We start from the raw sequence: 24,636 nt of genomic DNA on the forward strand, positions 1-24,636 counted from the left end.
CGACCCGGACGGGACGGCCGTACGCGCCTCGGACCGGACGCCGACGGGCTGAGCGGACTCAGCGGACGACGCTGATCCGGACGACGCCGACCGGGGTGCCGGGGCCGCAGGCGGCGGGTGGCGCGGCCGGGTCGACGGTGACTACGACGGTGCTGCCGGTGGCGACGGTGCCCAGGCCGGGGCCGTGCAGCGCGTACTCGTGGCCGTCGTCGGTGACCAGGGCGTAGCAGGGGCCGTCGCCGCCCCGGGTGATCCTCCCGGCGATCCGGTCCGGCCGGCGTCGGTCGGTGGGGTGTCGTGGGGGTGCGGCGGGCCGGCGCGGGGCGGGCGGCGGGGCGGCGGAGAGCGGTGCCGGTCGGCCGGCGGGCGGTGCCGGTGGGCGGTCGGCCGGCGGTCGGGTGCCGGCCGGCGGGTCGTTGGTCGGGGTCCGGTCGTCGGTCAGGGTCGCCTCCGTTCCCGGCGCACCCGCCACGGGTACGCGCAGAGCCAGCGTGCCACGGTGGCGGCGGACCGGCATCCGGCCGGCCCCGGACGGGCCGATGCCCGGGCAGGAGTCCTGCCCGGGCATCGGGTACAGCGGGTGGTGCGCTGATCAGCGGATCAGGAGAAGCGGACCTTCAGCGAGGTGCCGTTCTGCTCCACGACGCGGATCTTGGTGCCGGTGGCCGGGAGCTTGACGCCGTGGTTCGGCAGCTCCGGGTACCAGTACTGCTTGGTGTCGTCGAACAGCGGCTGCGCGGCCTGGCCGCGGACGTACTGCGGCACGCTGTTGATGTGCAGCGTGAACGAGTCCGCCTTCTTCAGGCTGAACGGCGCGTCGTACACCTGGACGCGGGCCCGCCACGGGGCACCGGTCAGGTTGTACAGCGGCTCCGGGTGCGCGTCGATGATCATGTTCCGACCCTCGCCCGGGTGGTCGAAGGTGTCGTTGTCGGCCCACCGGAGGTTCCAGTAGGAGATCAGCAGACCCTCCTGGTACGCGTAGTGGTCCACGTAGTCCGGGCGGGTGTTCGCGTAACCGAAGTAGTACGGGCCGGTCTTGAGGTACTGGTCGTACGACACGTACGACCGGTTGCCGGCGATGTAGTAGTTGTCGAACTTGCGGATGTAGGTCTCGGCGACCACGCTGAACCCGTTCAGGGTCCAGCCGGCGGCACCGGCCTCCGCACCGTCGGTGAGCACGGTCTGCCCGTCGGCGGTGATGGTGATCGCGTCACCGTAGAAGCCGCCCTCGGAGACGCCACCGTCGGTCTGGTAGCGCAGCCGGAACTGCACCACCTTGCCGGCAGCCGCGTTCATCGGGATGTTGACGTCGACCCACTGGCCGTTGCTGGAGCCGTCCAGGGCGAAGCGCCCGGGGGAGATCTCCTTGAGGGCCTTGCCGTTGGCGGTACCCGGCAGGGTGGCCCAGGTCTGGCCGCCGTCGGTGCTGGCCTCGAAGAAGAGGTAGTCGTAGTCCGCCTCGATCGCGTAACGACCCTTCATGGTGAGCGCGGCGCTGGTCTTCCCGGTGAGGTCGATCGTCCGCGTCATCGTGGTGTTCAGGTCGTCGTCGTTGCCGGAGAAGAACTGCTTCGTCCCCTCGAACGGCTTGCCGTTCTGGAAGCTGTACTCCCGCTGCGGCAGCACGACCACGGCACCCTGCGCCTTGTCGGAGTTGTACTCCTGCGGGCCCAGGTTGAGGGTCTTCTGCTGGCCGGCCACCACTACCTCGTAGTCGAGCCAGCCGAGCTGGAGCTTGTTCCACGCGCCGAGGTCGCCGCCCCGCTCGCCGATGCCACCGTCGTTCTTGGCGCCGAGCCGGCTCTGGGCCATCAGGGTCCAGTGCTCGTTGTTGTTGTCACCGCTGTTGATGACGTTGTAGTCGTCCGGCAGACCGAGGTCGTGACCGTACTCGTGGTAGAAGACGCTCCGGCCACCGTTTTCCGGCTGGATGGTGTAGTCGCCGATCCAGACGCCGGTGTTGCCGATCTGGGTGCCGCCGGCCGGGAAGTTCGCCGGGCCGGTGTTGCCCTGGTCGCTGGCGAAGGCGTACCACCGGTGGCTCCAGATGGCGTCCTCACCCTGGATCGGGTCGCCGTCGGCCTGGTCGCCGCCGGAGTGGACGATCTGGAAGTGGTCGATGTAGCCGTCCGGCTCGTTGAAGTCGCCGTCGCCGTCGAAGTCGTACCGGTCCCACTGGTCCATCGCCTTGACGTCGGCGGCGATCTGGGCGTCGGTGCGGCCGGCGGCCTTCTGGTCGGCGACCCACTGGTTGGCGGCGTCCCGGACCAGGGCCCAGGTGTTGTTGCAGACGTTCGAGGCGCAGGGGTAGCCGTTGGAACGGCCGTACCGGGCCTCGTTGTACTTCACCTTGACCCAGTCGGTGACCTCGCCCTCGACGCTGTAGCGACCCGAGGACTGGGCCTCGTAGTACTGCTTCAGCGACTCGTCGCCCTGCCCGGTGCCGAAGTACAGCTTCCGGAAGTGGTCGGCGTTGTAGTCGGCCTGCCAGACGGTGGAGTTGTCCACCGCCCGGTTGGGGGCCGGGATCTCGTTGTGCAGCGGCCCGTCGAACCGGGTCGGGCCGGGGACGGCCGGGGCCGTGTCCTGGTCCGGGTAGCTCGGGTGCCGCTCGTTGCCGAACTCCGCGAGGATCACGAAGATCTTGTCGGTCTGCTCGCGGCCCAGCTCGACGTACTGGTCCTGCGTCTGGGCGACGCCCGAAGCCGTCGTCCGGGCGTTCTTGCCCGCAGCCTGGGTCTTGCCGACCTTGACGACCGTGCTGCCGTTGATCTTCTGCGCCTTGGCCTTGCCGGAAAGAACCTCGCTGAGGCCCTCCTGACGCAGCGCCCGCCGCTTGGTTTCGAGCGGGTTGGGCAGATCGTGGTCCGCGTTAGCGGGCTCCGCGACCGACGGGGCGGCCGTCGGGAGCTTCGGCGTCGGCGCGGCGCTGGCGGACGTACCCGTCACCAGACCTGTCGCCGTCAGCGAGAGCCCGAGCAGACCCACTGCGACTTTGCGCACGTGGTACCTCCGGTGTGAGGGAACCGGCCCAACGGGGGTACGGGCCGGCATCGACGTCCCACTAGTGGGACCCATGGTGAACATAGACACTGCTGGGACGGGTGGGAAGATGTCCGCGTCGATTTGTTGCAAGATTTTGATGGGAGCGCTTTTCACCGTCACACACCGGGTGTTCCCCAACGGTCATGAGCAGCGCGGACGGCCCGGTCGAGAATCGTAGTGATGTATTTCGATTCCGTTGCCGTGGTGCGGGAAACGGTGGGCCGCCGGCTTGTCGCCAACGGCCCACCGTTCACCGGCCAGTCAGTTACTGCCCCTTACCACCGCATCGCCGGGCGTATCCGGCGCGCGACTTCAGTACTTCGCCGGCGTGATCCGGACGACCGCGTACGAGTTGTCAGGCGCGGCCGACTCGATCTTGATGGAGACGCCGTTGCGGACCTTCGAGTCCGACGGGTTGCCCGTGCCGAGCACGATCGCCCCACCGCCCAGGGTCACCCCGTAGAACTCGGTGGCCGGCGTGCCGTCCGGGTTCACCACCCGGGTGGTGTACGGCTTGTTGCCCCGCGACGGGACGACCACCGAGGCGTCGTTGTCCCGGGCGTACGGCGAGCCGTCGCGGATCTCGATGCCCGGGTACCAGCCCTTGGCGTCGGTGAAGCCCGACACCGGGCGCTGCCGCCCGAACTTCGTGCAGTACGCGCTGTACGGCTCGTCCGCCGCCTCCAGGCACTCGGTGAACGGGTACGTCGGGTTCAGCGAGAACGCCGCGTTCGACGACTGCGGCCGGCTCGGCAGGTTGTCCAGCACCGACGGGTCCTTCGTCGCCGCCTCACCGGTACGCCGCAGCGGATCGTAGTGCGAGTCCACGATCAGCAGCCCACCCTTGGCCCCGTAGCTGGGCAGCGCGGTCATCTGGCCGGTGACGTGGTTGACGTCGCCCAGCATCGTGTCCCGGTACCAGACCAGCATGCCCGGCGCGTTGTACGAGATCCGGTCCACCTTCCACGCCTCGTGCGAGTAGATGGTGTCGTAGGCGTACTTCAGGCCCATGTCGAAGCCGTCGAAGTTGCGCCACTCGGCCAGGTAGTACTGCGCCTTGGTCTGGGTGCCCGGGTCGATGTGCCAGCCCGCGCCGGTGGTGTCGGTGAAGGTGCCGACGGTCTGCGTCCAGCCGTTCGTGCCGCTCTCGACGTCGTCGCTGAAGGTGGTGGCCCCGCCGCCGGTGACCGACAGGTCGTCGACGAACCAGCCCCGCTCCTGGAACGCCTCGTCGGTGGCGTACCGCAGCCGCACCTGCACGGTCGTCCCGGCGTACGCCGACAGGTCGACCCAGTCGTGCCGCCAACCGGCGGTGCTGCCGGTCAGGCCGTACTTCTTGTTGCCGAAGTCGACCATGCGGCCGTTCGGGTCGGCGTAACCGTCGTTGGTGGAGACCAGCGCGCCGGCCGCGTCGTAGACCTTCTGCTCGGCCCAGGTGGCCCCGCCGTCGGTGGAGACCTCCACGAAGCCGTAGTCCCAGTCCTCCTCGATGACGTAGTTGTTCCACATCCAGAACTTCGCGTCACCGGCGGCCGGGACGGCCACCTGCCGGCTGAGCCTGACGTCCGCCCACGCCTGGTCGGCGCCGCTGTACCACATGCCGGTGCCGCTGTGCGGCTGGGCGAGGGTGACCACCTTGTCCGGCAGATCGATCTTGATGCCGTCCTGGGTGCCCACCGGGGTCCGCGAGGTCTGCCCGAGCGTCGCCGTCCGGGTCCGGGTGCCGGGGGCGATGGTCAGCGGATCGGCCCAGCCGAGCACCCACTTGTCCCAGATGCCCATGTGGGTGGGCAGGGCCTGGAAGATCTCACCGGTGTGCGAGCCGGAGGCCATCAGGTCCCAGAAGTCGACGTCCGAGTCGGCGTTGCCCGAGGTGTCGTAGAGGTCCGGCAGGCCCAGGTCGTGGCCGAACTCGTGGGCGAAGACGCCGACCCCGGCGTCCTCCGGCTGCACGATGTAGTTGGACACCTTCAGGTTGGTGCCGGGGATGGTGTAGCCGCCGGCGACCGTGGAGGAGTGCGCCCAGACCGCGTACACACCCTGGTCGCCGCCGCCCCGGGACTTGCCCTGACCGGCGTGCACCAGCACCAGGTGGTCGATCACCCCGTCCGGTTCGTTGACGTTGCCGTCGCCGTCCCGGTCGCCCTGGTCCTCGATGTCGTAGTCGGCCCACGGGAAGTTCGGGTCGGCCGCGGCCAGCGCGTCGATCGCGTCGGTGGCGAGCCGCCCCGCGCCCTGCGGGTTGTCCGGGTGGCCGTTCATCGCCTGCTGCCGGCCGGCGACCCAGGCGCCGGTCTCGTCCTGGAAGCAGCGCGAGGCCGCGTACCAGCCCTCCGAGTGCGGGACGGTGATCCACGGGCTGGCCTGCCCGTCCACCGTGTACGCGCCCTTGGACATCTCCAGGTACATGTTGTGCATGGTGCGGCCGGACAGGTCGATGCCCTTCTTGCCGTCCGGTCCCTTGAGGTCCTTACGGACCCGCTCGGTGATGCCCTGCTTGGTGTAGAGCATCTTGTCGAAGTGGGCGGGGGAGAAGTCCGGCACCCACATCGAGTTGTTGTCCTCGTGCGGCAGGGTCGCCGGGTTGGGGATGTTGTTGTGCTTCGGTCCGTTCTGGACGGTGCCGGGCACGCAGGTACGGTCCTCGAAGACCGTCTTCGGGACCATCACCCCGGTGAAGTCGTCGTCGGCCTGGTCGTTGAACTCGACAAGCAGGGTGAGCAGCTTGGCCGTCTGGGTGCTCTTGGCCTTCTTGAACGCGCGCGGGCTCTGCCCGGTCCGGATCGCCCGCGCCTCGTTGCGGGCCAACTCCCGGGCGGCCAGCGGGTTGCCGCCGGCGAACTTGCGGTCGTACGCGCGCGCCTCGTCCGCCGCCGAGGTGAGCACCCCGTCGGCGCCCCGGACCTCCTTGCCCGCGGTGTCCGGCTGCACCTCCGGCTCGGCGTAGTTGAGGTAGTGCTCGTCGGCCCCGATCCGGGTCGGCACCGCGGGCCCGGCAGGTTGGGCCGCCGCACTGCCGGCCACTGTCAGTGACGAGGCGACGAGAGCGAGGGCGGGCAACGCGACGATGAGCCGTCGACGTGCCCTGGTGGACGGGAGAATGTTCATGCCACTCCGTTTCTCGGGCATGGGAAAGGGATCGCCGGTGAGACCTGCGTCGAGCCCAGTCGATATCGCTGAACCTAAATGAGAAGGGTTCGCGCCCGGAAGGGGGGACCGGTGCGTCTGCCCGTTCAGCCCGAGTCGGCTCGGCCTACCGACCGATTCGTACCCCTAAAAAAAGACGGTGGGTGCCGGCCCTCGCGGACCGGCACCCACCGTCGGGTGCGGCTGTGGTCAGTCCTCGTCGGACTTCCCGCCGCCGAGGCCGGACGAGATCAGCTCCATCACCGAGGAGTCCTGGAGCGTCGTCACGTCACCAAGCGACCGGTTCTCCGCCACGTCCCGCAGCAACCGGCGCATGATCTTGCCGGAGCGGGTCTTCGGCAACTCCGGCACCAGCATGATTTGCCGGGGCTTGGCGATCGGGCCGAGCGTCTTGGCCACGTGGTTGCGCAGCTCGGCGATGAGCTGCTCACCCGCCTCGCCCGAGGTGTCGGCGGTGCCGCGCGGGATGGCGAACGCGACGATCGCCTGCCCGGTGGTCGGGTCCGTTGCGCCGACCACCGCCGCCTCGGCCACCGCCGGGTGCGACACCAGCGCCGACTCCACCTCGGTGGTGGAGATGTTGTGCCCGGACACCAGCATCACGTCGTCGACCCGGCCGAGCAGCCAGATGTGCCCGTCGTCGTCCTTCTTGGCTCCGTCCCCGGCGAAGTACATCCCCTCGAACCGGGACCAGTACGTCTCGATGAACCGGCTGTCGTCGCCCCAGATGGTGCGCAGCATCGACGGCCACGGCTCGCGCAGCACCAGGTAGCCGCCGCCACCGTTGGGCACCGACCGACCCTGGTCGTCCACCACGTCGGCGACGACGCCGGGCAGCGGGGTCATCGCCGAACCCGGCTTGGCCGCGGTCACCCCCGGCAACGGGGAGATCATGATCGCGCCGGTCTCGGTCTGCCACCAGGTGTCCACGATCGGCAGCTCACCCCGGCCGACGTGCTGGCGGTACCACATCCACGCCTCCGGGTTGATCGGCTCGCCGACGCTGCCCAGCAGGCGCAGCGACGACAGGTCGAAGCCCGCCGGGATGTCCTCGCCCCACTTCATCATGGTGCGGATCAGCGTCGGCGCGGTGTAGAGGATGCTCACCCGGTACCTGTCGACGATCTCCCAGAACCGGCCCCTGTGCGGGGTGTCCGGGGTGCCCTCGTACATCACCTGGGTGGCGCCGTTGGCCAGCGGCCCGTACACGATGTAGGAGTGCCCGGTGACCCAGCCGATGTCGGCGGTGCACCAGTAGACGTCGGTCTCCGGCTTCAGGTCGAACACCGCGTGCGCCGTCCACGCGGCCTGGGTGAGGTAGCCGCCGGTGGTGTGCAGGATGCCCTTCGGGCGGGCGGTGGTGCCGCTGGTGTAGAGGATGAACAACGGGTGCTCGGCGTCGAACGGCTGCGCGGCGTGCTCGGCCGACGCCGTCTCGACCGTCTCGTGCCACCAGTGGTCCTTCGCCGACCAGCCGACCTCCTCGCCGGTGCGCCGGACCACCAGCACGTGCTCGATCGACGGGCAGTTCGCCACCGCCTCGTCCACCGTCGGCTTCAGCGCCGACGGCTTGCCCCGCCGGTAGCCGCCGTCGGCGGTGATCACCACCTTGGCGCTGGCGTCGGAGATGCGGTTGCTCAGCGCGTCGGCGGAGAAGCCGCCGAAGACCACGCTGTGGGTCGCGCCGATCCGGGCGCAGGCCAGCATCGCCACCGCCGCCTCGGGGATCATCGGCAGGTAGATCGCCACCCGGTCACCGGCGACCACGCCCAGGTCGGTCAGCGCGTTCGCCGCCTGGCAGGTCAGCCGGTGCAGGTCGGCGTAGGTGAGGGTGCGGGTGTCGCCCGGCTCGCCCTCCCAGTGGATCGCCACCCGGTCGCCCCGGCCGGCCTCCACGTGCCGGTCCAGGCAGTTGTACGCCACGTTGAGCTGGCCGCCGACGAACCACTTCGCGAACGGCGGGTTCGACCAGTCGAGCACCTCGTCCCACGGCTTGGCCCAGGCCAACCGGTCGGCCTGCCGCGCCCAGAAGGCGAGCCGGTCCGCGCCGGCCTCGTCGTACGCGCCGGCGGTGACGTTGGCCTGGGCGGCGAGTGCGGCCGGCGGCGGGAACTGGCGCGTCTCGTTCAGCAGGTTGGCCAAGGCCTCGCTCATGCGGTGACTCCTTCGTCGGGTGACCTGCGTCGCTACCCGGCCGAGGTTAGTCCGGGCAGCTCGGGACCGCGACACCCCAGGTGCCGGCCGGCGCGCTCAGCGGCCGTCCCGGCGCGCTCGACGGCCCGGATTCCCGCCCTGATCAGGAACGGACGCGACGTCCCGGCGGGGCTGATCACGACCGTCGGCGGACCGGTGCCGGGTGGGGTGGCGTCCGCCCCGGCGGCGGGTGGCGTCCGGCCGGGGTCGTCCGGTCGCTAGCGTGGCGGGGTGACCACCGATCCGCTCGCCCCGCTGCTCGCGCTCGCCGACATCGCCCCCGCCGTCGAGCGGACCCGCGAGCGGGTCGACCAGGCGATGCGACACCGCGCGCTGCGGCGCCACGGCGGCCAGGTCGCGGCCGAGGTCGGCCTGCGCAGCGCGGTGGCCAGCGCCGCCCTGGAGGGGTACGACCACGAGCGCGAGGCGGTCCGCGCCGGCACCGTCACCGAACCGGTGCTCCAGGGGGCGCTGCGGGTGGCCGGGGCGCTGCCGGGGCTGACCGAGCTGTGGCCGAAGGCCCCCCGGCAGGCGCTGGCCCGGCTGCACGTCCTCGCCGCCCGGGACGTGGTCGCCGAGGCCGAGCTGGGGCGGCCGGTCGCCGACCCGGTGGTGGCCGCCCGGCTCGACGGGCTGGCCGGCCTGGTCGCCGGCGGGACGACGGTCTCCCCGCTGGTCCTCGCCGCCGTGGTGCACGGTGAACTGCTCAACCTGCGGCCCTTCGCCGGCCCGTCCGGGGTGGTGGCCCGCGCCGCCGCCCGGCTGGTGCTGATGTCCCGGGGGTTCGACCCGCGCGGCCTGGTCGCCGTCGACGTCGGCCACCGGGAGCGGCAACCCGAGTACGTCGGCGCGGCCGGGGCCTTCGCCACCGGCACCCCCGACGGTCTGCGCTCCTGGCTGCGGCACTACCTGACGGCCGTGGAGGTCGGCGCGGACCAGCTCACCGTCGTCGGCGACGAGATCATCGCCGCCGCCTGACCGGGTGCCGTCCGCGCCTCCCGACCGGTGCCGGGTGCGCGGTCAGTCCCGGCGGGCGGCCCGGTTCACCCGGGAACGCAGCGCCCGCCGGGCCACCGGCCCGAGGTCGTCGACGATCTCGATGAGCACGGCGAGCTGGTCGAGCGCCGACATCGCCTGCCGTACGCCCGCCCGGTCCACCCCGTCGTAGAGTTCCAGACCGACGAACGCGGCGCAGACGGCCCGGGACAGGCCGGGCACGTCCGCGATCTCGGCGAAGGGTGAACCGGCGAGCAGCCGGCGCAGCACCGACTCGATCTCGTCCACCCAGAGTTGGAGCGCGGCGGCGGTGGGCGCGGCGAGCCGCTCGTCGGTCTGCGCCCCGGCCAGCATCTGGGCCAGGAACGAGACGTTGCCCAGCTCGCGCTCCTGCTCGTGCAGCTCCTGCCCGACGGCGAGCAGTTCCCGCAGCGAGCCCACCCCGGCCAGCCGGGCCGACCAGTGCGCGAGCCGGTCGGCCGTGCTGGCCCGGCAGGCCGCCGTCAGCAGGTCGTCGACCGTGCCGAAGTGGTAGAAGACCAGCGCCTGGTTCACCCCGGCGGCCGCGGCGATGGTACGGGCGGACACACCGGCGATGCCGTGCGTACGGATGGCGGTGACGGCGCCGTCCAGGAGTCGCTGCTTGGTGCCGGACATCGTCCTCCTCGGGGGCCCGCCGGATGCGGCGGTGTGATCATCGCATCGGTCACCAGCTGCGCCAGCCAACCGATCCCGGGCAGCCGCAGGATCCAGCCGACCACCGCCCACCCGAGGTGCAGGTGCCCCAGCGCGGCAGCGACGGCGGCCACCCCCCGTTCCGACCGGCCGTCGCCGTCGGTGTACGCCGCCCGCCACAGCACCCCCTCGGCCTCGGTGGCGGGACGTACCAGCAGGCCCGCCGGGTGGCGACGGGCGACGAACCGCCAGGTCGCGGCGCACGGGCCGCAGGTGTCGTCGAGGAACAGGACCGCCGCCGGCCCCACGTGGTACGGCCGCCGACGCGGCCACCAGTTCCGGACCTGCCTCCGGTACGCGCGCCACGCGCCGCCGTGCCTGTCGGCCAGGTCGTGTTCCTCGTGCGGGCGGGCCACCGCCACGCTGAAGGCGACCGCCACCACCGCCGCCAGCACCAGTGCGGAACTGCGGGTGAGCGCGGCGGTGAGCAGCACCAGCGCCACGGCACCGGTCTGCATCGGGTTGGCCAGGTAGGCGTACGGCCCGGTGGTGACCAGCCGTACGGGCGGGTCCCACGGGTACGGCGTGCCGCCACCGTGGGTGACGAACTCGCGGACCGCGGCGAGCGCCGGGGCGGCCAGCACCAGCGCCACCTGGGCGAGGAGCAGCAGGACGGGCCGGGGCAGCCCGGTCACCGCCGCCCACGACCCGTCGCCGACCTCGAAGGCCAGGCTGGGGACGAGCCACAGCAGCAGGGCGGTGAAGACCCCGACCTGGAGCAGCGCGCGGGCCGCCAGGTGCCGCCGGTCGGCACACCAGCGACCGAGCAGTTGCGTCGGCAGGGCCACCACGAGCAGCCCGACCAGCTCGCCGACCAGCCAGTCCGGGCCGAGCCGGACCAGCGGGTGCAGCGCGGGCATGGCCACCGCGTCGACCCAGAGCAGCAGGCCCAGCGCCACCGGCAACGGCAGGCTCCGGCGCAGCAGCACGGGCAGCGGACCCCAGAGCACGGCCCAGCCGATCCACAGGTCGACAGGCATGCCCCGGTAGCGTCCCCGGACCGGGGCGAACGCGTACCAGCCGGTGCGCCGGGCCACCTCGTCGAGGGCGGCGATGCCGATGCCCGCGGCGAGGAAGGCCAGCAGCGCCGCCGCCCGACCGGCGCGGCTCCGGTCGACCCGGGCGGCGGCGAGCACGGCCAGCAACGGCACCGCCAGGCTGAGGTAGCGGGCGGCGATCATCGCAGCGCCATCATGTCCAGCAGGTGTCCCGTCCCCGCGCCGAGCAGGACCTGCTGGATCGGCCCGAAGTACCAGGAGGGGTCGAGCCCCCGGGTGTAGTCCACCCGGATGCGTACCTCGGTGTGCCCCTCGTCGACGGCCCGCCAGCTCAGCGTGGCGTGCCGCCAGCGGAACCAGCGCGCGGTGATCGAGCTGTCCTCGACGAACCGGAACCCGACCCGCTGCACCCCCACCGTCTCCACCTCGGCGAGCAGGTGACCGCCGGGGCCGTGCGCGCTGCCGTGGTAGCCGAACATCCACCTGTCACCCGGGTCGAGCCCGTCCCCGCTGACCTGGCCGGGCGTGGGCACGCCGAGCAGCCGCAGCGGCACCGAGCGCACCGGTACGGGGCGGGGACCGGCGGCGAGCCGGGCGGCCACCTGGTCGGCCGGCAGGGCCACCACTCGGGCCACCTCGACGGACTGGTCGGGTGCCAGCCGGGGAGCCGGTCCGCTGCCCTCCAGCCCCGGCAGGAGCAGCAACGGCACCGCGAGGACGGCGTACGGGCGGGAGGCGTCGCGCAGCGCGCGGATCAGGGCGGTGGTCCCGTGCGACACCGCGTAGACCAGTGGGGCGGCGAGGATGACGCAGACCGCCCCCTCGTGCAGCGCGACCGCCGCCAGCAGCAGGGCGATCGTGGTGACCACGAAGACCCGGCCGTGCGCCGTACGGCCGGGCAGCAGGGCGAGAGCGGCGGCGAGGGCCGTCGGGAGCAGCACGAAGAGCAGGGCGCTGTCGGCCCGCCCGTCGTGCACGGTGGCGACGAACACCACCATGCCGAAGGCCGAGATCAGGCCGGCGAGCACCCAGTTCGCGGCGGTCCGGCGGGGCGGTCGATCCGGCTCGTTCATCGCTACCTCCCGTTTTTGAGCACCTGCTCAAAAACGAGCATAGGCCGATTTGAGCGATCGCTCAATCCGGGGGTGCAGGGCTCGAACAGCGGGGTGGGGCGGGTGGCCCGCGTGGGGGGTGACCCGAACGGCGGGCCGGTCAGATGGACCTGGCCGGACAGGGCGGGGTGGGTGGCCCGAACGCGGGACCGGTCGGGGTGGCCCCGGCCGACCGGGGCGGGTGGCTCGAAGGGCGGGGCTGGTCGGGTACCCGAAGGGTCGGGTCGTCAGGCGGCCTGGACGGCGCGGGTGCGACGGTGCCGGCCGTACCAGGCGATGCCGATCGCCACCCCGACGCCGACGCCGAGCGCCGCCGCGGCCACCGGGACCGCAGGCCGCTCCCGCAGCCGCCGGCCCAGCGGGATCGGGTGCCGGAACTCCAGCACCGGCCAGGCGTTCTCCACCGCGAGCCGGCGCAGCGCCCGGTCCGGGTTGACCACGCTCGGATGCCCCACGCACTCCAGCAGGGGCCGGTCACTGTACGAGTCGGAGTAGGCGTACGAGTCGGCCAGGTCGTAACCCCGGGCGGCGGCCAGCTCGTTGACCGCCTCGACCTTGCTCGGGCCGGCCGCGTAGAACTCCACCTCGCCGCTGTAGCGGCCGTCCTGCACGCTCATCCGGGTGGCGATCACGTCGGTCACCCCGAGCAGCGCGCCGATCGGCCGGACCATCTCCTCGCCGGAGGCGGAGACCAGCACGACGTCCCGGCCGGCCGCCTGGTGCTCCTCGATCAGCGCGGCGGCCTCGGCGTACACGTAGGGGTTGATCAGCTCGTGGAGCGTCTCCGCGACGATCTGACGGACCTGCTCCACCCGCCAGCCCTTGCAGAGCGCGGCGAGATAGTCCCTGGTCCTGGCCATGGTCTGCTCGTCGGTGCCGCCCAGCCGGAACATCAGCTGCGCGTACGCCGACTTGACGACGTCCCGTCGTGTGATCAGCCCGTCCCGGTAGAACGGCCGACCGAATGCCAAGGCGCTCGACTTGGCGATGACGGTCTTGTCCAGATCGAAGAAAGCGGCACTTCGGCCCACGGCGCGCAAGTCTAGTCCGATGCTCTAGGGTCAGCGGGTGCCCTGGGGCCAATACCCCACTCGACCTGCGGGAGCATTCCGACCACGAATGCTCAACGTGATCGCAGTCACACGCTCCGATCATAATTTCGCAATGAGTGGGGTCGACAACACTCGACGTGAACAGTCTGCTCGGGCAGACTTGTCCGCACGACAACGATTCATGTCCCGGAAAGCTGAGAGACCCTCGGCGGTCGCACCCCCCGTGACCGCCGGGCCGGTTCGGCTCAACCCCCCCGGAGCCGAACCCTCCGACGACCCCCGTCTCCCCCCGACGGGGGTCGTCCCTTTGTGCCTAGGTCGCTCGCGTCGACCGGGTGGTTGCGGTGTTCCGGTCGGCTGCTGCCGCCCAGAGCGCCGCCACCAGCGCGAGTGATGCCGAGGCCAGCAGCAGGGTCAGCAGTGTCCGGGGTGAGTCGGATGTACCCAGGGCGACGCCCGCGACGGAGGAGACCAGCGCGCCGCCTCCGATGGCCGTCGCGGCGGACAGGCCCGTCGCGGTTCCGGCCAGGCTCGGATGGTCGGACATCACCCCCAGGTTGACGATCGGAGTGGTCAGGCCGTTCCCGATCCCCACGAAGGCGCAGAAAGCGAAGAACGCGACCGGATGCAGGTCGCGCAGCGTCGCGACGACGAGACCGGCCGACAGGCCCACGAAGGTCAGCACGCGCGCCGCGACGAGGACGTGGCTCCTGAAGAACCGGGAGGCGACGGCTCCCGTCAGGTAGCTGCCCAGCACGAAACCGCCGGGCACCACGGCCATGGCGAGGCCCAGCGTCGCGCTCGACCCGCCGAGACGATCGCTCATGACGACGGGCGCTCCGCCCAGGAAGACGTAGAGCGTCCCGGTCGCGCAGGCCATGCACAGGGTGTACGCCCAGAACCGCGGCGAGCCGGCTACCTGCCGGTACGAGGCCAGGAGGGTGCCCTGCGGGCTACCGGAGCTGTGGGACGTCTCCCCGAGTCGCCGCATCGACACGACAAGAACGGCTCCACCGAGGGCGGCGAGGATGACGAAGATCGCCTGCCAGCCGAGGAGTTCGTTCACGATCCCGCCGAGGGTGGGGCCGAACATGGGAGCGAGCGCCCATCCCATGCCCGCGAAGCCGATCTTCCTGGCCGCCTCGCGTCCGCTCGACGTCTCCTTGATGACGACCATGGCCACCGAGAAACACGCGGCGATCGCCGCCTGGAGCATGCGGCAGACCAGGAAGAACTCCACGGTGGGGGCGAGCGCGCACCCGAGGGACGCGACGATGAAGATCGAGACCGACACCAGCACCACAGGTCGACGTCCGTAGCGATCGGATACGGCGCCGGCGACGACCTCGGTGAGGGCGGTGGCGATGGCATATCCCGCGACCGAGAGATTGACCAGGGCGAAGCTCGCCCCGAAGGTGTCGGCGATGTCGGGCAGGGCCGGCAGATAGATGTTCACCGGAAGCACCGACATCGCGGTCAGCAGGACGAAGAAGGCCAGGCCGGGTGCCGCGCGGTTACTCGAGTGCGGCAAGGTCGCCGATGTCCTGTCGGCAGTGGAGTCCACGGAATCGGATCCTATCCACGTTCCCGAAGACGCGTTCCCGCGCCTCGCGTAGGGACCTGCCACGTGCGATGAGCGTCAATGCCCGGCCGTCGGACACGATCGGGCCAGGATCGGTGAGCATGTACTCCGTCAGCGGCCAGACGTCGTCGTCCAGCGTCTCCAGGCCGGAGATCGGCTCACCGATCCCGTCGGCCGAGAAGGGATATCCGGGCGTCATCAGGGTGACCGCGACGGCGTGGGGTTCGTCGTCGTGCCATCGAAGGTCCAGGGATCCCAGGTCGCCGTGGAGGATCGCCGCGACCATGTCCAGCCCGCTGGTCCTGGCCAGGGCCAGCAGCGTGGGGAACTCGGGTGTGCCGGGACGCACGTTGTACTCCAGGGCGATCGGGCCGTCGCGGGTCATCATGACGCCGACATAGAGGACGAAGCGGTACGCGACCCCGTCCCGCAGCAGGCCGGCTATCGTCGGTTCGACGATCCGTGCCCGTAGCGCGGAGAGTACCTCCGGTTGCCAGCCGGTCGCCGTGGCTATGGAGCCGATCCCGGCGGTGTTGGGCCCTACGTCGCCGTCGCGGAGCCGCTTGTAGTCCCTGACCATCGGGAGGACCCGGTAGTCGGCACCGTCGACCAGGACGTGCAGTGAGAACTCCCGTCCCTCGTGCCGCTCCTCCAGCACCATGTCGCCGGAGGCTCCGATCAGGTCGAGATGCCCGGAGAGCTGATGGACGGCGTCGACCGCCTCCGCCAACGTGTCGGGCACGGCGCAGCTGTACCTGATGTCGTCGAGGTAGCAGCTCGCCTTGACGACGAATCGCCGGTCGGCCCAGTTGTCGATCAGGAACTTCTCGGCCTCGTCGGCATCGTCGAAGGCTGCGCTGAATGCGCAGGCCACCCCGTGCCGCTTCATGAAGGACTTGGCCCGGACCTTGTCGTTCTCCAGGAAGACCGACGCCGACGGGACGCCGAAGACGCGAAAGCCGGCATCCCGGAAGACCTCGACCCGGCCGGCCTCGAACTCTTCGAGCGCCAACATGACGACGGTGTCCACACCGTGGGCCCTGCCCACCACGATCGCCTCGTCGACGCCCGCGACACGCAGCGTGCCCGGCCGGCGCTCCAGGTAGTAGTTCCGGCCGTACATGCAGCACAGCAGGTCATCGGCGTGGACGCTGCTTCGCCAGCTCTGTTCGCAGAACGCCTGTTCCTTGGCGTTGCCCTTACCGAAGAGCATGAATCGCGGCATGGCGCTTCCTCATCATCCCTGGGCCGCCGCGAGGCGGGACTCGGTGCGGTCACCACACGTCAGGTCGACCGCGTCGGCGAAGCGGGAGAGCCCCTCGCGGAGCACCTCGGGTTCGATGGTCAGCGGTGGCATCAGCTTCAGGACCTCGTCGTGGGGCCCGCACCGCTCCAGTAGCAGGCCGGCCTCCACGCAGCGGTCCTGCGCCGCGGCTGCCGCCTCCGGGGTCGGGCACAGCAGGCCCTGCATCAGCCCCCGGCCCTTGCGGAGCCAGCCGGTACGGTCCTGCAACGAGTCGAGTGTGGACTCGATGACGCGGGACCTCGACTCGATCGCGGCCGGGAAGACACCACTCGACCAGAATTTGAGGATGGCCACGCGGGCGGTGACGAACGCATGGTTGTTTCCGCGGAAGGTTCCGTTGTGCTCGGCGGCCCGCCATGCGTCGTGCTCGGGAAGCAGCAGCACCACGGCCAGCGGGAGGCCGAACCCGGAGAGGGACTTGGCGAGCACCACCATGTCCGGCACGATGCCGGACGACTCGAAGCTGAAGAAGGTGCCCGTCCTGCCGCAGCCCGCCTGCACGTCATCGACGATCAACAGCGCGCCGTGCTGGGTCGCGAGTGCCCGGAGTCGTCTCAGCCACTCGGGCGAGGCGGTGTTCAGGCCCCCCTCGCCCTGCACGACCTCGACGAGGATCGCGGCCGGCGGGTCGATCCCGCTCGACGGGTCCGACAGGATGCGGTCGAGCCAGGCGATGGTGTCGACGTTCGGTCCGAAGTAACCGGGGTACGGGGTACGCGTCACGCCGGACAGGGGAAGCCCGGCGGCGCTCCGCTTGCTCTGGTCGCTGGTCGCGGAGAGCGCGCCCAGGGAGACGCCGTGGAAACTGTTCGTGAACGCGATGACATTGAGCCGGCCGGTCACCTTCCTCGCCAGCTTCAGCGACGCCTCGATCGCGTTGGTGCCGGTCGGCCCGGTGAATTGGATCTTGTAATCGAGCGCGCGCGGCTTGAGAATCACCTCGGTGAACGCTTCGAGGAACGCCCTCCTAGACGTCGAGTGGAAGTCCAGCGAGTGGGCGATGCCGTCGCCCGCCACATACCGCAGGAGGGCGTCCTTCATGTCCGGATCGTTGTGACCGTAGTTCAGTGCTCCGCACCCGGAGAGAAAGTCGATGTACCGTGTCCCGGAGGCGGCCTGCACGTACGCGTTCCGTGCCGTGGTCAGTTCGTCCGCGACCAGGCGGGAATAATATCGCACCTCGGACTCGACGGTCTCGTAGACGCTTCTGGTCAAGAAACAACACTTCCCTCGAAGTAACTCTCCATGGCACCCCGGCGCCGGGTGTCGAGCGTCGTGCAGTGGAAGCCGCCGCCCAGCATCCGGGAATGGCGGAGCTTGAGCGAGAGCACGTCGAGACCGTTCTTTTCCAGCAGCCTGATCAACGGGGCCTGGTCGCGGTCCACCACGACGAGGTCGGGTCTCACGCTGAAGAGGTTCATGTCGATCCAACGGCTTCCGATCGTGCGCGACAGGTATTCGCTGTCGAAGCGATCGGCACCGACCATCGGCGGGCTGTAGAGGACCGTCCAGTTGTCGAAGATCGGCGGAAGCATGTCCCGGGTCACCCGTTCCGGGTTGCACAGGAGCAGGCCGGGCCGCAGTGCCACCAACGACGTGTCGATGTGGCTGCCGTGGTAGTTGATCCGGCACAGGTGGACTCGGTACTCGTCCCCCAGGACGGTCTGGAGCCACCGGGCACCCAGTTCGTTGCCCGTCGAACTGACCAGATAGACGAGATCCCGGCCGAGCCGCAGCACGTTGGCGGCGTCGAACACGGGCTCGTCGTCGGTCGGAACGGGGCACGACGGATCGACGTCGAAGAGGCTGTCCAGCAGCATGGGCCGGGGAGCGCTGTACCACTTCGCGCCGGCCCGGAGATATTCGACGAGGATCTTGCGATAGCTGTACGTTTCGAGCAGCCGGCCGCGCATCACGTTCGGCGTCTCGATGATCTGGTCGCCGACGACCAGGAATATGTCGCGTGGGCAGTAGTTGTAGAAGCCCTTCGACGACCAGAACGGTGTCGAGATCTCGTGGTCGTGCGGCCAGGTCTCGGGCCTCCGGACGACAACTCCGAGGTCTTCGAGGCTCTTGACCATCGCGGCGAGATCCTCTTCGGTCTCCTCGATGACGGACGACGGGAACTCGCCCGTGGGGATCTGTTCGACCGCGGAGCCGGGGAACTCGGCGACGCGAGTGCTCTCGTCAGGGTGGGGAAGTCGTGCCTTGAGGGGATTCCCCACGATGACCTCGACCAGTGGATCCCATTCGTTGCAACTCCACACGCCCGGGTCTCGCGTCGGCACTACCTCTGTCATGGGGTGCTCCTCCGCACACGATGGTTCACACGTTGAGCAGGACGTTCTTCCGTTGGACATAGCCCATGAGCGCCTCCCGGCCCTTGAGGCTGCCGTAACCACCCCGCCCATAGCCGCCGAACGGCACCTCGGGCCCGCCGATGAGCGACTGGTTGGCGACGATGTGTCCCGCGCGGACCCCCTTCGCCGCGCGCAGCATGTGCCGGAGGTCGCGAGTGAAGACGCCGCACATCATGCCGCTGTGGCGGGCGGCGTTGGCGAGTTCGATCGCCTCACGCTCCGTACGGAACCTCATCACCGCCATGACCGGTCCGAAGACCTCCTCGTTGGCCACCCGCATGTGCGGTTCGACGTCGCGGAGCACCGTCGGCGCGAGAAAGGAGCCACGGCCCGGAATCGCTGAGCCGCCGGTGACGCACTTGGCGCCGGCCCGCGTCGCGTCATCGATGATGGCGAGTACGCGGTCGCGCTGCCCCCTGCTGTCGAGCGGTCCCATGTACGGCTTGAAATCGCCGTCCCCGCTCTCGATGCCGGGCCCGACGGTCAGGCTCTCCGCCAGCGCGACCGACCGGTCGACGAGTTCGTCGTACCGGGACTCGTGCACGATGATGCGGTACATCCCGCAGCAGAACTGCCCGGCATTGAGGTACGTGCCCAGCCGGGCCTCGGAAAGGAAGTCCTCAAGATCCGCGTCCTCGAAGACGAGCGTCGGTGACGTCCCTCCCACCTCGACGATGCTGGGCACCAGGTTCTCGGCGGCGCTGGCGAGGACCGTGGTGGCCGCCGCCGACTGCCCGATGAACACCAGGTGGTTGATGTCCCGGTGGCCGGCCAGAGTCGCCCCCGCATCGGCACGCCGCCCGCAGAGGATGTTGACCGCACCGTCGGGAAGTCCGGCCGCCGTCGCGGCGTGCGCGAGCCAGCCTGCGGAGAGTGGAGCGAGCTCCGACGTCTTCATCACGCAGGCGTTACCGGCCGTCAGCGCGACGGCGAGAGCGCGTGCCGGGATGTAGATCGGATAGTGGCCGGGCATGAACTGGGCCGAGACGCCCAGGGGTTCGTACACCGTGAAGTCGAAGCGGGTGTCGTCGCCGGGCACGGAACGGCCTTCCAGCGACTCGGCCAGCGACCCGAAGTACTCGAAGAGGCGGATGGCGAGCCTGATCTCCGCCTCTGACTCGAACAGCGGCTTGCCCTGCTCCAGGGTGATCGTACGTTTGATCTCCTCGCGGTTCTCGGCGAGATACCTGCCGATCGAGCGCACCATCTCGCCGCGTTCCATCGGATGCAGGTCGGCGAGCGCGCCGGTCTGGTGTACGCGTCGTGCCGCCGCAACGGCGCGGTGCACGTCGTCCGGGTCGGCGAGAGCCTGCTCGGCCAGGACAGCGCCCGTGCCGGGGTTCTCGACCGCGATCCGGCCGGCACCTCCGTTGCAGAACTTCCCGTCGATGTAGTTGGGCCAGTACGACTGGATCGGTCCGTCACTCAACGGTGTCTCCTTCCTTGGCGGCGGAGTCGCTCCCGCGCGGTGCCTAGACCTCGCCGCCCGCCGCCGCGAGCGTGATACCGAGCTCACGTCCGATGTCGGCCTTCACCGCGGCGCACCTGTCGCGGGCGGTTGCGGGATCGCCGGCGACGACGCGGATGACGCCGAATCGGTCGAAGTTGCCGCGCATCACGGGGAGCCGCCGGCCCGGAACGGCCTGGACCCAACCGGAGTGCAGCCCGTCGAGATGGGTCTTGAACCAGTCCGGTGCCAGGTCGGGGCGGACGGTGCCACCTGACCTCGCCCCCAGCACGGAGTGCGACGCGGCGCCGTTCAGGCGTAGTGGCCGCGCCGGTGCCGGCCGGCCGAGGTAGAGATCGACCAGGATGCCGAACATGTCGTCGTCCGCCACCGCATTGATCGTCTCGGGGAGTGCCCCGCCGGCTATCCGCGGATTGACCTCCGTGGCCCGGAAACCCTCGGCCGTGCGGATCATCTCGCAGTGGAAGATCCCGAGATCGAGGCCGACCGCCCGGCACACCTGTACGGCGTAGGCTCCCATCTCCTGCTCCAGCCGGGCGTCGAGCCCGGCTGGAGCGGTGCAGCCGAGTTCCAGGACCGGATCCTCCGCGCCGGTCTTCTGCCGGGTGGTGGTCAGGGGAGTCCAGACCCGCCCGTCTGTCGCCACCTCGACGGAGTACAGCTCGCCGACGGCCAGCTGTTCCACGATGAACCGCCCGTCGAACTGCGTCGACATGCCCACCGGCAGCGTGTCGAGCTGCTCGGCCAGGGCACCGAAGTGCCTGCGGACATCGTCACTGGTACGAGCCACCACGGTGGCCGCCTTGGCGACGCCGAGGACCGGTTTGACGATCACGGGGTAGCCGATGGAGTCGGCTGCCGTGAGGGCCTCGGCCTCGTTCCGGGCGATCGCGAACCGCAGGCTTGGCACGCCGGCCTCCCGCAGCGCCTGCCGGAAGCGTGCCTTGTCGCGTGCGGTCTCGACGGCCGCGGCTGACGTCCCTCGGCTGCCGATCAACTCGGCGAGCCCCGCAGCCCGGGAGACGCAGAACGCGAGTGTGGTGAGCACCGCGTCGACGCCTTCGGTCCGTACGTCGGCGCCGCGCAGCGCCACCAGCAGTTCATCGGCATCGGCATCGGGGTCGATCTCGATCGCGTCATCCGCGAGACGACGCGCGTGACTTCTCTGGCCCGGCGTAGCGGTGAAGTCGTACCGATCCGAGTAGAGATAGCTGACCCGGTGACCGGTCCTCTTCGCGTAGCTCATCGCGTTGACGCCGGAGCCGGACGTCTCCACGAACACCAGATGGCCCATCGGAGTCCCCTTGGCGGTCATCGTGTCGAGTGGAAGGATTCCGTGCGGTAGAAGTCGTATTCCTGGGCGCTCGACGTACCGTGACGCAACGTCCACAGGACGAAGTCGGCCGCGAACCGTGGTGAGATGGTGCGCATGTGCTCGGCCGGCGAGCACCCCCGCCATTCGCCGTCCCGGTACGGCGGAAGGCCCGCCGTCTTTACCGCGAATCGCGGGTCGATTCCGGCCGCACCGCGGAGCTCGCGCTGGATCTCGGTGTCGACGATGCCGGGATGGATCCGGAGGACCTTCACGTGCGGTGCCGCGATCTCGAACTCCCGGGCCTGCACCAGAGCGCCCCTGCCCAGCGCCGCCTTGGTCATGCTGTACACGCCGAGGCCGGCGAAGGAGAGTTCCGGCACCGCCCGGCCGAGCGAGGAGACGACGTACCCGACGCGTGCTCCGTCCCCCGTCCTGGAGAACCGGTCCAGGTTGAGGATCGTGGCGGTGAGGGCCAGCGGAGCGTAGACGTTCACGCTGAACGCCCGTTCCATCTCCGCCATCACGGGCTCCTGGTTCAGCCATCCCAGCCCGGTGGTCGCCGCGTTCGAGACGAAGGCCGTGACCCGGTATCCGGGATTCGCTTCGAGCCATCCGCCGAGGGTCGCCACAGCCTTTCCGACATCGGCCAGGTCGACGCTCAGGTTGTGCAACTCGTGGCCGGAAGCGCCCGGGGGCCGCGGTGTGGGGCCCCGTGACAGGTTCAGGACCGCGGTGTCGTTGAGCAGCGCCTCGACCAGACACCGCCCGATCCCCCGGCTGCCTCCGGTGACCACGGCGAGGGGCAGGTACGTTTCCGTCATCGGCTGCCCGTGGCAACCGCATCCTGCGGGGAGAGGTCCGAGGGGATGTCGACGCAGCTCGGGAAGAGCTCGATCGACTGCTGACTCCACCACGGGTTCTGCGCGGCGATCGAGATGAGATCGCGTCCGGTGACGTCGGCCAGGCGACCCAGGTAGTAGGCGATGTACACCGTGAAGAAGTGTCCGAAGAAGAACTTCTTCAGGAAGGTGTCCTGGTCGAGGTCCACGATGACGAATTCGATGTTCTGGTTCTGCGGCACCTGCTCCGTGAAGAGCTTCTCCATGATGTCTATCTTGCTTTTCGTGTACTCGTCGCAGGAGGAGTCCCGAATGGTGACGATGGCCTGCTTCTGTGCGGGGTCCGAGTAGGCTGCCACCTCGGTGTGGCTGAACTCGTGGAGCAGGTTGCGGTGGGTCGGGACCATGGCGATCTCGTTGAAGAACATCGTCGTCTGCTTGAGTAGGGCGACGTACCAGTCCGCCGTTGCCAACAGCGCGATCCGACTTCCCTGCAGGCGCTCCGCGATGTCCTCCGCCCGCTTGAGCGTGGCGCCGTCAAACGTGTGCTTGAGGTGTCGCACGCACTCCTCGAGTTCGTCCCGGTACGACGATTCGGTGATGCCGAGGACGTGGAAGAGGTCGAGGAAGATCGCGAAGAACTGCTGCACGTGGTACAGCGGGTACTCCCGGTCGGCGTACCGGAGCTTGTACAGGATCAGCGAGGTTCCCTGCTCCTGGCACAGCGACGCGATCTTTCCGCCGCCGGAGAGCACGACCAGGTTCTTGTTGCCGGTCAGCCGACGCATCTTCTCGTAGAAGAGGCAGGGCTCCACGGACCAGCCGCTGTAGCAGACGATGATGGTGAGGGTCCGCTCGTCCGCCAGGTTCCTCGGGTTGACGAACCACTCGAAATCGTAGTCGTTGACCACGTCGACGTGGATCGGGATGCCTTCCTTCAGGAAGAATCCCTTGACGATGTCGGAGACCACCGACGAACACCCCATGCCGTAGAAGACGATGCGGTTGAACCGCCCGCTCGCGATCCTTTCACGGAGTCCTTCGTTGAGGAGGCTCATGTCGTACTCGTGGCCAGCAAGAATGCTGTCGAACAGCGTGTCACCCAACATTGGGCTGAGTCGTTCCAGGCGGCCCTGCACTGCTACCTCCATGGTTTTGTCAGCATGTTTGCATCGATCTGCACCTTTGCCCGTACTCGCCAAGTTATTGCCTCCTTGGTGCAACGTCAAGGCTGTTCGGTCCGGGTTCTTCTCGCGCCCGACAGTGTGGTGGATCGTGAATGCCCTGGTCGTCGCCAACATTGCGCGAGAAGCGGAGACTTGAGTTTCGACGTTTCGACGGAACCGAATATGCGCACCGGGGATTCCTGTGGATGGCATTGTTCCGCTGTGAGTCGCGTGGTGGTCGTCGACCGGCGGGATCAGTCGGATTTCGGAGGTACGCAATTCCCCTGTCGACGGGCGCACGAAGCCGACGGCTCGGGTACGGGTGCTATCGCCGGTGACCTGCGGCGAGCACTCCGGCGGTGGCGTGCGGCGAGCCCTCCTGCCGGTACGCCCGAGCCCAGCCAGACGGACCGCCCCGCGTCCCGGTTGCTCGACAGGGCGCGGGGCGGCGGAGACGCCGGTAGGGCTACCGCACGACCGCCCGCATCGTCGTCCGGGCGGGCAGGAAACAGGCCAGGGCGCGGCCGTGCCGGTCGGTGACCACCCACGGGTGCCCCACGTACGTCTGCTGGCGGTAGGACCGGCCCGCGTCGAGCACCCTGTACTGCCGGCGCTGCCCGTGATAGTCGAGCCAGTGGACGACGACCCGCGAACTACGGGCATTGACGAACTCGACGTACGTCGAGGGACCGTTCGACCTGGACCGCAGCGAGTGTTCCTGCCAGCCCGGCAGCGGGGTCAACTCGGCCGGTCCGGGCGGGTTCGTCGGTGGTTTCGGCGTCGGGCGGGGCGCGGTGGTCGTCGGGGCCGGCCGGGGCGGCGTGGTGGTGGGGGCCGGGCGGGACGTCGTACCCGTGGCGGGTTTCTGCGGCTGGCGGGGTGGTGCCGGGGGCGGCGCGACCGGGGTCGCGGCGCGGGTGGCCAGCGAGGCCGGGGCGCGCGAGTGGTCGGCGACCGGGGTGGGACTCTCCACGGCCGCGAGATCCGGGCGGTCGGCGACCCACGAGGGCGTCGTCGGAAGGGCGGCATCGTTGCGCTTCGGCCCGGACCACAACGGTGACAGCGCCAGGACGAGGCTGGTGACCAGGCCGAACGCCACTCCGGTCACCAGCAGGGTCCGTCCGATGCCGGCGGGTTCGACGGTGTGCACGGGGGACGGCAACGGGTCGCTCGGTGACCCGGACGCCGGAACGTCGATCAGATGCCGACCGGCCGGGGGGACGAGGTACGGCGGCAGCGTCTGGCGGTACCGGGGTGCCGGCAGCCAGCCGCCGATGCGCAGGGTGGGGGGTGTTTCGTCGGATGAGTCGGCCATGGCC

General features: G+C 69.9%; 18 protein-coding genes. 1 reads left to right on the plus strand and 17 read right to left on the minus strand.

Annotated elements, in window-relative coordinates:
• Positions 1–58 precede the first annotated feature (58 nt).
• From Q2K16_RS22935 to acs, 4 genes are all read right to left on the minus strand, one after another.
• Entirely contained in the window at positions 59–568 is a 510-nt protein-coding gene (locus tag Q2K16_RS22935; protein WP_302740046.1) for a hypothetical protein, read from the minus strand.
• Between the two features lie 32 nt (positions 569–600).
• On the minus strand, positions 601–2,991 hold the full coding sequence (locus Q2K16_RS22940; RefSeq protein WP_302746584.1) for an immune inhibitor A domain-containing protein: 2,391 nt from the start codon (positions 2,989–2,991) through the stop codon (positions 601–603).
• A gap of 369 nt (positions 2,992–3,360) precedes the next feature.
• Positions 3,361–6,156, minus strand: coding sequence for an immune inhibitor A domain-containing protein (locus Q2K16_RS22945; protein WP_302740047.1), 2,796 nt, complete (start codon positions 6,154–6,156; stop codon positions 3,361–3,363).
• A 228-nt stretch (positions 6,157–6,384) separates the two neighbouring features.
• Complete coding sequence (gene acs / locus Q2K16_RS22950) at positions 6,385–8,349, minus strand: acetate--CoA ligase (protein WP_302740048.1); 1,965 nt, start codon at positions 8,347–8,349, stop codon at positions 6,385–6,387.
• 270 nt (positions 8,350–8,619) lie between these two features.
• On the opposite strand from acs, the gene Q2K16_RS22955 reads away from it, so the two are divergent.
• Positions 8,620–9,366 carry a Fic family protein gene (locus Q2K16_RS22955; RefSeq protein WP_302740049.1) on the plus strand — a complete coding sequence of 249 codons (747 nt, stop codon included), beginning with the start codon at positions 8,620–8,622 and terminating at the stop codon, positions 9,364–9,366.
• Between the two features lie 42 nt (positions 9,367–9,408).
• On the opposite strand, the gene Q2K16_RS22960 is transcribed toward Q2K16_RS22955, so the two are convergent.
• The 13 genes from Q2K16_RS22960 to Q2K16_RS23020 form a co-directional block, all read right to left on the minus strand.
• Entirely contained in the window at positions 9,409–10,041 is a 633-nt protein-coding gene (locus Q2K16_RS22960; RefSeq protein ID WP_302740050.1) for a TetR/AcrR family transcriptional regulator, read from the minus strand.
• The gene (locus Q2K16_RS22965; protein ID WP_302740051.1) at positions 9,936–11,300 is read right to left on the minus strand and encodes a methyltransferase family protein; all 1,365 of its coding nucleotides are present in this window, start codon (positions 11,298–11,300) and stop codon (positions 9,936–9,938) included. Before Q2K16_RS22965 ends, Q2K16_RS22960 begins: the two co-directional genes overlap by 106 nt.
• Positions 11,297–12,190, minus strand: a complete 894-nt coding sequence (locus Q2K16_RS22970; protein WP_302740053.1) for a hypothetical protein — start codon at positions 12,188–12,190, stop codon at positions 11,297–11,299. The genes Q2K16_RS22965 and Q2K16_RS22970 overlap by 4 nt, the downstream gene beginning before the upstream one ends.
• 266 nt (positions 12,191–12,456) lie before the next feature.
• Positions 12,457–13,269 carry an HAD family hydrolase gene (locus Q2K16_RS22975; protein ID WP_194823264.1) on the minus strand — a complete coding sequence of 271 codons (813 nt, stop codon included), beginning with the start codon at positions 13,267–13,269 and terminating at the stop codon, positions 12,457–12,459.
• Positions 13,270–13,594: 325 nt separating this feature from the next.
• On the minus strand, positions 13,595–14,845 hold the full coding sequence (locus Q2K16_RS22980) for a multidrug effflux MFS transporter (protein ID WP_302740054.1): 1,251 nt from the start codon (positions 14,843–14,845) through the stop codon (positions 13,595–13,597).
• Positions 14,796–16,088: a phosphoribosylamine--glycine ligase gene (locus Q2K16_RS22985; RefSeq protein WP_302740055.1), complete on the minus strand. Its 1,293-nt coding sequence runs from the start codon at positions 16,086–16,088 to the stop codon at positions 14,796–14,798. Before Q2K16_RS22985 ends, Q2K16_RS22980 begins: the two co-directional genes overlap by 50 nt.
• A 12-nt stretch (positions 16,089–16,100) precedes the next feature.
• Positions 16,101–17,384: a diaminobutyrate--2-oxoglutarate transaminase gene (gene ectB / locus Q2K16_RS22990; RefSeq protein WP_302740056.1), complete on the minus strand. Its 1,284-nt coding sequence runs from the start codon at positions 17,382–17,384 to the stop codon at positions 16,101–16,103.
• Positions 17,381–18,469 (minus strand): scyllo-inosamine-4-phosphate amidinotransferase, encoded by a 1,089-nt coding sequence (locus Q2K16_RS22995; RefSeq protein ID WP_302740058.1) that lies wholly within the window; start codon positions 18,467–18,469, stop codon positions 17,381–17,383. The genes ectB and Q2K16_RS22995 overlap by 4 nt, the downstream gene beginning before the upstream one ends.
• Before the next feature lie 25 nt (positions 18,470–18,494).
• The gene (locus Q2K16_RS23000) at positions 18,495–19,958 is read right to left on the minus strand and encodes an aldehyde dehydrogenase family protein (protein ID WP_302740060.1); all 1,464 of its coding nucleotides are present in this window, start codon (positions 19,956–19,958) and stop codon (positions 18,495–18,497) included.
• 43 nt (positions 19,959–20,001) lie between these two features.
• Positions 20,002–21,312: an ATP-grasp domain-containing protein gene (locus tag Q2K16_RS23005; RefSeq protein WP_302740061.1), complete on the minus strand. Its 1,311-nt coding sequence runs from the start codon at positions 21,310–21,312 to the stop codon at positions 20,002–20,004.
• The gene (locus Q2K16_RS23010; RefSeq protein ID WP_302740063.1) at positions 21,309–22,106 is read right to left on the minus strand and encodes an SDR family NAD(P)-dependent oxidoreductase; all 798 of its coding nucleotides are present in this window, start codon (positions 22,104–22,106) and stop codon (positions 21,309–21,311) included. Before Q2K16_RS23010 ends, Q2K16_RS23005 begins: the two co-directional genes overlap by 4 nt.
• Before the next feature lie 23 nt (positions 22,107–22,129).
• Positions 22,130–23,209: an SIS domain-containing protein gene (locus Q2K16_RS23015; RefSeq protein ID WP_302740065.1), complete on the minus strand. Its 1,080-nt coding sequence runs from the start codon at positions 23,207–23,209 to the stop codon at positions 22,130–22,132.
• Positions 23,210–23,783: 574 nt separating this feature from the next.
• Positions 23,784–24,632, minus strand: coding sequence for a VHL beta domain-containing protein (locus Q2K16_RS23020; protein WP_302740067.1), 849 nt, complete (start codon positions 24,630–24,632; stop codon positions 23,784–23,786).
• Between the last annotated feature and the right edge of the window lie 4 nt (positions 24,633–24,636).

Origin of the sequence: Micromonospora cynarisoli (assembly GCF_030518815.1) — a bacterium.
Taxonomy (GTDB): Bacteria; Actinomycetota; Actinomycetes; order Mycobacteriales; family Micromonosporaceae; genus Micromonospora; species Micromonospora wenchangensis.